At 78.6% G+C, this 3991-nt stretch carries 1 protein-coding gene and 1 pseudogene; both read left to right on the forward strand.

Annotation, left to right across the window (positions count from 1 at the left end; all coding sequences use genetic code 11):
- Window positions 1–1812 (forward strand): annotated as a pseudogene (locus ABT297_RS42710) (FtsX-like permease family protein); the annotation flags it as partial.
- The coding region (locus tag ABT297_RS42715; RefSeq protein WP_350559846.1) for a hypothetical protein at window positions 1809–3991 on the forward strand (2183 nt) is incomplete at its 3' end. The pseudogene ABT297_RS42710 and the gene ABT297_RS42715, both read left to right, overlap by 4 nt.

Raw genomic sequence — 3991 nt, forward strand, 5'->3', positions numbered from 1 at the left:
AGCGGGCGGCGGCGGGTCACGCTGGATGTGGTCGCGCTGGCCGTTGCCGCGGCGGCGCTGTACCAGGTGCGCGCCTCCGGGCCGGGCGGCGTCGGTGCGGCGGCGCCGGCGCTTGTCGCGCTCGCCGCCGCGACCGTGCTCGCCCGGCTGTTCGCCGCCGGCAGCGCGCGGCTGGGCCGTGGAGCGCTGCGGTACGGGCGGGTGCGCCTGGCCCTCGGCGCGCTGCGGTTCTCCCGCGGGCCGGGCGTCGACCGGATCTTTGTGCTCATGGCGGTCGCGGTGGCGCTGCTCGGGCTGGCCGCCGAGGGCGCCGCGGCCGGCCGCGCCCGGCGGGCCGAGCGGGTCAGCGTCGAGCTCGGCGCCGGACAGGTGCTCACCGTGCGGGCGGCCAACCCGACCGCGCTGCTGGCCGCGGTGCGCCAGGCCGACCCGCAGGGGCGCACCGCGATGGCGGTGCTGGCTGACCCGGCGGCGTCCCCGCCGGTCCTCGCCGTCGACGCGGGCCGGGTCGCCGTCGTGGCCGACTGGCGCGCGCAGTACGGGGCGCCGGGCGCGCTGCAGCCACCCGGCCCGCGACCCGACCCACTGCCGCTGATCCGCGGCTCGGCGCTCGCGCTGACCGCCGGCAACGACTCCGCGCGGCCGCTGCGGGTGTTGGTGACCCTGCGGCAGGCCGCCGCAGGCGCCGACCTGACCGTGGCCCTCGGCCCAGTGCCGCCCGGCGAGCACGAGGTGTCCGCCCCGGTCCGCGGCTGCGAGCCGCCGCCCGGGTGCCGGCTCGTCGGGCTGCGGCTGGCCGGGGAGGAGGACGCGGACGGCCGGCCGGAGAAGCCGCCGGGCGGCAGCGCGCTCACCGTTCGCACGCTGCGCCAGCAGGGGCCCGATGCGGTGATCCTCGACGCGGCGAGCCTCGGCGACCAGCGGCGGTGGCGGGGCGCCGCGGCCGGCATCGTGATGGGCGTCGGGGCCCGGGCGGGCGCGCTGACGCTGCGGTACCCGCAGCGGGAGCAGGACGCGGCGCCGGCCGACAACCAGGCCTACGTCGTGGACACCCCGGCCGCTGTGCCGGTGGTTCTTGCCGGGCCCGCGCCGAAGGCCTGGCTGGCCGGCGACCCGGCACTGCCGCTGTTCGGCGCCGCCGGCGTACGGGTGCGGGTGGCCGCGACCGCACCGCTGCTGCCCGTCTACGGTCCGGTCGGCGTGCTCGTCGACCTCGACGCCGTGCTGCGCGCCGCGCCGGACGCGGGGCTGATCGGCGTAGCGCAGGTGTGGATCGCCCGCGGCACATCGCCTGCGGCCGTCGACCGCCTCACCGAGCGGCTGGCCGCCGCCGGCGTGGGCGTCTCCGGCGCCGACACCGCCGCCGCGCGCCTCGACCGGCTCGGCCGCCACGGCGCCGCCCTCGCAGCCGGGTTCCAGCTAATCGCCGCCGGCACCGGGCTGCTGCTCGCGGCCGTGGCCGCCGCCGCGGCGGTGACCGTGCAGCAGCGGGCACGGGTGCGGGAGTGGCACGCGCTGCGCGCACAGGGCCTGCCGGCCCGCGTCCCGGCCGCCGTGGAGACCGGCGGGCAGGCGGCCCTCGCGGGGCTGGCCGGGCTCGGCGGCGTGCTCGTCGCCGTCGTCGCCGACCGGCTCACCGGCGCCGCCGCGGCCGCCGTCACCGACGACTGGTCGTGGCTGCCGGCGCCGCAGGCGCTGCGCCCGGCCACGCTCGGCGCGGTCGGGCTGGTCGCCGTCACCGTCCTCGCCGCGGCGTCCGGCGCCGCGCTGCTCCCGCTGTCCCGCCGCCTGCGCGCGAAGGCCGGCCGATGATCTCCCTGGTGCTCGCGATGCTGCGCACCCGGCGCGGCCAGGCGGTGACCCTCGCCCTGCTGACCCTCGTGGTGGTCGGCGCGACCGTCGCCGTGCCCGGATACCTGCGGGTCGTCGACCTCGCCGTCGTGCGCGGCGAGGTGACCACGGCCGCGCCGGGCGAGCGCACCGTCGTGCTCGAGGCCATCGTGGACAGCCGCGACTCGGCCTCGGTCGACTTCACCGACGTGGCCGGGGCGCTGCTCACCATGCCCGGCTTCACCCAGGTGTACTCCGCCGAGTTCCCGGCGGTCGGCATCGAGCCCGAGCCGCGCGACACGAGCCGCATGACGTACCGCCAGGACGTCTGCGCGCACCTGACCCTGCTGGCCGGGCGGTGCCTGCTCGGCTCCGGCGAGGTGGTGCTCGGCGAGCACACCGCCGAGCGGCTCGGGCTCGGCGCCGGCGACCCGATCGGCCTCGCGTTCGCCGTGCCGAGCAGCTCGCCGACCGGGAGAATCTACGTCGCCCTCGGCCCGGCGACGCCGCTGACCGTCGTGGGCGTCTACCGGCCGGCCGAACCGCAGGAGGAGTACTGGGGCCGGCACGACTACTTCGCGGTCGACGGCAGCGGCCGTGCCGGCGAGCCGGTGTTCGCCGACGCGGCGACCTTCGCGCTGATCAAGCGCAATCAGACCGCCGTCGCGGTCGACGCGACGGCCGCGCCGTCGACGTTCGATGCCGAACGGCTGGACCGGCTGCGGGGCGAGCTCGCCGAGCTCAAGGAGCGCGCGGCGCGGCTGAGCCAGCAGTTCGCCGTCCGGACCGACATCCCCGGCCTCGTCGACCGGGTCGAGCGCAGCCGGGCGCTGGCCCGCCAGACCGTGCCGGTGGGCGCGATACCGCTGCTGCTGCTCGCCTATCTCGTGCTGTACCTGGCCGTTGACTACGGCGTCGAGGGCCGGCGGCCCGAGCTCGCGGTCATCGCGCTGCGCGGCGGCGGCTGGTGGCACCGGTGGCTGCTGGCCCTGGGAGAGAGCGTCGCGGCAATCGCCGCCGGCGCGCTCGGCGGCTGCGTCGCCGGCCAGCTCGCCGTCGGCGCCATCGCCGCCTGGCAGTTCCCGGGCCTGGGCGTGCCGCTGTTCGACGCCGGCGCGCTGCGGCTCGCGCCCGTCACGGCGGCCGGCGCGCTGCTGGTCGCGCTGCTCGCCCAGCGCCGGCACCTGTTCAGCCCGGTTGCTGAACTGCTGCGCCGGGTCCGTTCCCGGGTGCCCGGCCGGCGCGCGCCGATCGGCGAGATCGTCGTCGGCGTCCTCGCCGCCGCGGCGCTGGCCCAGCTGTTCCTCGGCGGCGGGCGGCTCACCGGCGTCGCGATGCTCGCGCCGGCCTTGACGATCCTCGCCCTGGCCGTCGCCGGCGCCCGGCTGGTCGCCCCGGTCGCCGGCGCGCTCGGCCGCGCGGCGTTGCGCCGCGGCCGGCTCAGCGCCGCGCTCGCCGCACTGCAGGTGGCCCGCCGCCCCGGCCCGCAGCGGCTGGTGCTGCTGCTCGTCGCCTCCGTCGCGGTCCTCGGCTACGCGGTGGCCGGCGCCGACGTGTCGACGAAGGACCGGGAGCTGGCCGCCCGGATCGGCACGGGCGCGCCCCGGGTCGTGCCGGTCATGCCGGTCACCCGCGAGCACCTGCTGCACTCGGTGCGCGCCGTCGACCCGCACGGCGACTTCGCCATGGCCGTCGTCCAGATCCCGGCCGGCGAATCGGGGGAACCGCCCAAGCTCGCCGTCGACGCCGGCCGGCTCGAACGGGTCGTGGACTGGCTACCGCAGTACGGGCAGCTCGGCGCCGGGCAGGTGGCCGAACGGCTGCACCCGGCGGCCCCGGACCCGGTCCTGGTCCCGGGCCAGGACGTCGCGTTCGACATCGACGTCGCCGACGTACGCATGAGCGTGCCGGTGGAGGTCGGGCTGGTGCTGTCCTCGCGCACCGGCCGGGGCAGTGTGACCCTGCCGTTCAAGTTCGCCGCGCCGGGCCCGCAGTCGTTCCGGCAGCGCACCCCGGTCTGTGCCGACGGCTGCCGCGTGGTCGCGCTGCACCTGCGGGCGCAGAGCACGACCCCGACCAGCCTCGCGTTCACCCTCACCCTGCGCGGCCTCGGTTCCGCCGATCCCGCGCACTGGCGGGCCACCGGCGGCACGCTTGCCGC

Source organism: Dactylosporangium sp. NPDC000555, assembly GCF_040300025.1.
In the GTDB taxonomy this organism is placed as follows: domain Bacteria; phylum Actinomycetota; class Actinomycetes; order Mycobacteriales; family Micromonosporaceae; genus Dactylosporangium.